Origin of the sequence: Actinomyces sp. MRS3W (assembly GCF_032465695.1) — a bacterium.
Taxonomy (GTDB): domain Bacteria; phylum Actinomycetota; class Actinomycetes; order Actinomycetales; family Actinomycetaceae; genus Actinomyces.
The window spans coordinates 1-4,948 of the sequence record NZ_JAWDJJ010000223.1; the positions used below are offsets into that span (position 1 = coordinate 1).

At 70.6% G+C, this 4,948-nt stretch carries 3 protein-coding genes and 1 pseudogene; 2 read left to right on the top strand and 2 right to left on the bottom strand.

The genetic code is table 11. The features are described from left to right. Positions 1-89: 89 nt before the first annotated feature. Positions 90-566 (bottom strand): hypothetical protein, encoded by a 477-nt coding sequence (locus RWX45_RS08580; protein WP_316023314.1) that lies wholly within the window; start codon positions 564-566, stop codon positions 90-92. 108 nt (positions 567-674) lie between these two features. On the opposite strand from RWX45_RS08580, the gene RWX45_RS08585 reads away from it, so the two are divergent. Then, positions 675-2,252, top strand: coding sequence for a leucyl aminopeptidase (locus RWX45_RS08585; RefSeq protein ID WP_316023315.1), 1,578 nt, complete (start codon positions 675-677; stop codon positions 2,250-2,252). A gap of 108 nt (positions 2,253-2,360) precedes the next feature. Next, the gene (gene sucB / locus RWX45_RS08590; RefSeq protein ID WP_316023316.1) at positions 2,361-3,716 is read left to right on the top strand and encodes a 2-oxoglutarate dehydrogenase, E2 component, dihydrolipoamide succinyltransferase; all 1,356 of its coding nucleotides are present in this window, start codon (positions 2,361-2,363) and stop codon (positions 3,714-3,716) included. A 778-nt stretch (positions 3,717-4,494) separates the two neighbouring features. On the opposite strand, the pseudogene RWX45_RS08595 reads toward sucB, so the two are convergent. Then, positions 4,495-4,948 (bottom strand): annotated as a pseudogene (locus RWX45_RS08595) (protein kinase); the annotation flags it as partial.

A 4,948-nucleotide genomic window follows, 5' to 3' on the forward strand; every position in this document is an offset into this window, starting at 1 on the left:
GGCCGTTGAGGCAGCCGCACAGCGCACCTCCTTCGGATCGCGCACGCAGGCCTGGCTGCGTCGCAGGCGGGGGCACTGATCGGGGGCTTTTACCGGTCGCGGTGAACCGAGCCCTGGATCGTGTCGGAGATGTCGGTCATGCGCTCGGCATTGGTGACGATGCGCCGCGGGTCGCTCAACCACAGCTGAATCGCGCCGATGAGCGGCAATAACACGGGTAGGTACCACAGTGCCCGGCCCCACTGGGACCAGACCGTATCCGGGAATCCGATCGTGCTCACGATGATGAGTCCCGCTATCTCACCCGCCAGGCAGCCCCAACCCACCCAGCGCATGCGGCGGCCATTGTGAGCCACGCTCACCGACAACACCAGGTATCCGAGCCCGGAGACCACGCTGAGCGCCTCCGGCAGGCGTGATCCTGCCCCTGCGCGGGCCAGTGCGACGAACGCGGGGACCACGATCGCCAAGCCGAAGATCGCGAAGACCCCCACGAGCGCGCGTCCCCATCCGTGCGCGGGGCGACGCGTGTCGTTGAGGGGCCGCGGCTGAGGAGATTCATCCATGCGGTTGTTGACCTCGTGAGTGTGTGACCTACGGACCCGCTGGGCGGGCCGACACCGCTGAGCGGCGCCCCGGTCCGGAGCCGGCCCTGTGACGTTACCATTCCCCGCATGACCGAAATCATGACTTCCAGCCTGCCGCCCACCACAGCGGGTGGCGACGTCCTGGTTCTGGCGGCGCGCGCCGACGACGACGCCCCCGTGCTGCTCACCGACACCGCCGCCGACCCCCTCCTGGCCGCGTTGCCGCCCCTGCTGCCCACACTCGGCTTCACGGCAGCACTCGATGCGGTGGTGCGAGTGCCTACTGCCGCCCTGAGCGCCAAGCCGCAGGCGGACATGGCCCACACCCTGCTCGTGGTCGGCACCGGTGATGCAGACGACACTCGGGCACTGCGGCGAGCAGCGGGGCGCGCTGCGCGTGAGCTCGCCGGCGTCGAGCACGCGGTATTCGCCCTGCCCGCCGATACCGCCGAGCGCCTGGCCGCCGTCGCCGAAGGGGCATTACTGGGGGCCTACGCGTGGTCGCGCCGCGTGCCGGCCGCGACCGCCCCACTGGCCCGCGTCACCGTCCTGAGCCCGCTCGCTCCGGCGCCGCCTACCCTGCTGCACCGCCACCCCGAGGATCGAAGCGCACCGGTCATTGAGCGCGCCCGTATCCTGGCCGACGCCGTGGCACTGACCCGTGACCTGGTCAATGACCCGCCCAGCACGCTCACACCCAAGGCCTTCGCCGACCTGTCCCGGGAGCAGGCCAAGATCGCGGCCGGGCGGAAGGATGGGCGTCTCAACGTCGAGGTGTACGACGAGGCGCGTCTAGCCGCCGACGGCTTCGGTGGCATCCTCGCGGTGGGCCAGGGCTCGGTGCACCCGCCCCGCCTGGTGCGCGTGACGTGGGAGCCCAAGGTGGCCAAGCGGGCGCAGACGCCGCACGTGGCGCTGGTCGGCAAGGGCATCACCTTCGACTCCGGTGGGTTGTCGCTCAAGCCGCCGGCCTCCATGCCGGAGATGAAGTCCGACATGGCCGGTGCCGCCACCGCCCTGGCGGCCACGCTGGCCGCCGCGCGCCTGGGACTGCGCACGCGAATCACCGCCTGGCTGGCCCTGGCCGAGAACCTGCCCGGCCCAGCCGCCCAGCGGCCCAGCGACATCCTCACCATGTTCGACGGAACCACGGTTGAGGTGACCAACACCGATGCCGAGGGCCGCCTGGTCATGGCCGATGCCCTGGCGGCGGCCGTGGCCGAGCATCCCGCCGTCGTGCTCGACGTCGCGACTCTCACCGGCGCTCAGATCGTCGCCCTCGGTGAGCGCACGGCCGGGGTCATGGGCACGCCCGCGGTGCGCGACGGCGTCGTCGCGGCTGCGGACCGTGCCGGCGAGGATTTCTGGCCCATGCCGCTGCCGCAGTACCTGCGCGCGAACCTGGAGACTCCCTTCGCGGACCTGCGCAATGCCGCCGTCGGCAATCGGGCCGGGGGCATGCTCGTGGCGGGCTTGTTCCTGCGCGAGTTCGTCGGCGACACGCCCTGGGCGCACTTGGACGTCGCCGGGCCGGCCTACAACGACAAATCCGCTTGGGGCGCGACTCCGCAGGGCGGGACGGGCGCGGGCGTGGCCACGCTGCTGGCGTATCTCGAAGCCCGCGCCGCCTCCGGCGGTGCTGACGAATCCGGGGCGGAGGCCTGAAGCGTGCCGTAGGCTGACCGGGGTTGTCGTCCGCGCTTGTACGCCGGAGAGCCACCGCACCACCAGAGCTGCTTCAGCCCGATCACAGGAAGAGGTTGACATTCCATCATGTCCGAATCCGTGAAGATGCCCGCACTGGGCGAGTCGGTGACCGAGGGGACGGTCTCCTCCTGGCTCAAGTCCGTGGGCGACACCGTGGAGGTGGGCGAGCCCCTGCTCGAGGTGTCCACCGACAAGGTCGACACCGAGATCCCCTCGCCCGTGGCCGGCACTCTGCTCCGCATCCACGTCGCTGAGGATGAGACCGTCGCGGTCGGCGCCATCATCGCCACGATCGGCGCCCCAACCGAAGCAGTTTCGGCACCGCCTGCCCCGGAGCCTTCGGCGACGCCCGCCGCAGCCTCGGCACCGGCGCCCACAGCGGCCGCGCCTGAGGGGCCGGAACCGACTGGCGCCGCGCCCGCGACACCGGCCTCCCCCGCCTACGTGACGCCGATTGTGCGCAAACTCGCCCGTGAGCGAGGCGTTGACCTGGCCACGGTAACCGGCACCGGCGTCGGCGGTCGCATCCGCCGCCAGGACGTGGAGGCAGCCGCTGCCGCGCAGGCCGCGGCCATGCCCGCACCGGAACCTGCTGCGCAGCCCGAGGCCGTGCCCGCACCGGAGCCCGCCGCGCAGCCCACGGCCAAAGCGGAGCCCGCCGCCGCGCCTGCCGGATCGGCGGCGGCGCCGGCCGCTGCGGCCGAGCTGCGTGGTCGCACCGAGAAGCTCAGCCGCGTGCGCCGTCTCATCGGTGAGCGCATGCTGTCCTCGCTGCAGACCTCGGCCCAGCTCACCACCGTCGTCGAGGTCGATGTCACCCGCATCGCCGCCCTGCGCGCCCGGGCCAAGGACGAGTTCCTGGCCAAGAACGGCACCAAGCTCACCTACTTGCCCTTCTTCGTTGCGGCGGCCACCGAGGCCCTCAAGGCCCATCCCAGGCTCAACGCCACGATCGACGGCAGCCAGGTGACCTACCACGACGTCGAGCACATCGGTATTGCAGTGGATACCCCGCGCGGGCTGTTCGTCCCCGTGGTCACGCATGCTGGAGATCTCAACATCCCCGGCCTGGCCAAGCGCATCAACGATCTGGCGGCGCGCGCCCGCGACAATACGATCGATCCCGGTGAGCTGTCCGGATCCACCTTCACGGTGACCAACACCGGCTCCGGCGGCGCCCTGTTCGACACCCCGATCATCAACCAGCCCGAGGTCGCCATCCTCGGCGTGGGGGCCATCACCCGGCAGCCGCGCGTGATTGAGGATGCCGAGGGCAACGCGGCCATCGCGGTGCGCTCCGTGTGCTACCTGTCTCTGTCCTACGACCACCGGCTCATTGACGGGGCTGACGCCTCCCGCTACCTCATGACCGTCAAGAAGCGCCTGGAGGACGGCGACTTCGCCGGCGAACTGGGCCTATAGGCCACCAGCCCCGGTCACAAGCCCCGCGAGCAACGGACGTCCCCGGCTGCGTCATCGACCCGCCGGTCGTACCCGCATTGCCTCGGATGACAGCTGATTGATTCCGAGGATATGGGCCGGTACAGGGAGGAAGCCGGCGCAAAAGGCTCGGGCCGTTGTCGGGCAGGGCGCCAGGCCCGTCGTGACCGGCTCGCGGCGCGATCTCACCGAAACCGGCACTAATAACGTGCCGAAACCGGTCGATGTGGTTGTAGCGGCCAGTGCACGTCGGCGCTGAAGGGGCGGGGCCGGGGCTGGGTCGTCCGGCGCTGCCGCGCCGCACCGCAACGCCAACGCCCAGAACGCCGACAGCCAGGGCCTGCTGTTCGAGGTCCAGTACGGCCCTTTGCACCCCAGCCCTCCGCCCCGACGCCGACTACGACCCTTTGCGTCCGAAACCCCCGCACACAACCGAGGCTTCGGGTCACAAGGGTCGCACTCGAGCTCCACCTGCCAGAACACATCCGACCAGCACCCCCGGCACAGACACCGCAGACGACTGCCACACCGCATCAACAAAGCCCAGCAAGCACCCACATACACAATCGATGCCCCGGAGCGCCGCGGACGCTCAACCACGGCAGCCCCTGCCTCGTCATATCGACCGGTCTCGGCACGTCATTAGTGCCGGTTTCGGCACGTTACAAGTGCCGGTTTGGGTACGTTATTAGTGCCGGTTTCGGTGAAAAGAGGAGCGCCGCCCACGCTTACCCCGGCCTGCGCCCTTGGAAACAATTATCTAGACCGCTCTCACTTCGGCTACCCGCCAGGGGCCGGGCACGAGTACCAGCACCACCTCCCGCGCGGCCTGCGCTGGCACCGTGCGCACGGTACCGTCCGCGGCCGTGCGGCTCGATGGGGGCTGGGACTGACGGATCTTGACCGCGCGGGCATCGGTCCAGCGCTGGGCGCAGGGCTCCGGCACGTCCACCTCGACGACGCTCAGCACCGAGGTGTCCAGATCGGAGACGCTCTCCCCCGCATCGGTGAGCGTGTCCAGCACCTCGGCATCCGCGAGGGCGGCGGGCGAGTCGGGCACCGTGGTGCCGGCGAGGGCCTCGCCGTCGCCGGCGTTGAGCGCGGCATCCCGGCGGCCGGACAAGTCCACCACCACGCTGAGCAGCGACTCCTCGTCTAACGCCGTCGCCGTGGCGGTCGGTGCGGTCGCCGCGAGCGTCGGGGCGGCGGGCGCC

Excerpts from the sequence above, each read along its gene's own strand:
- RWX45_RS08580 (WP_316023314.1), bottom strand. The coding sequence starts at position 566 with ATGGATGAATCTCCTCAGCCGCGGCCCCTCAACGACACGCGTCGCCCC.
- RWX45_RS08585 (WP_316023315.1), top strand. The coding sequence starts at position 675 with ATGACCGAAATCATGACTTCCAGCCTGCCGCCCACCACAGCGGGTGGC.
- sucB (WP_316023316.1), top strand. The coding sequence starts at position 2,361 with ATGTCCGAATCCGTGAAGATGCCCGCACTGGGCGAGTCGGTGACCGAG.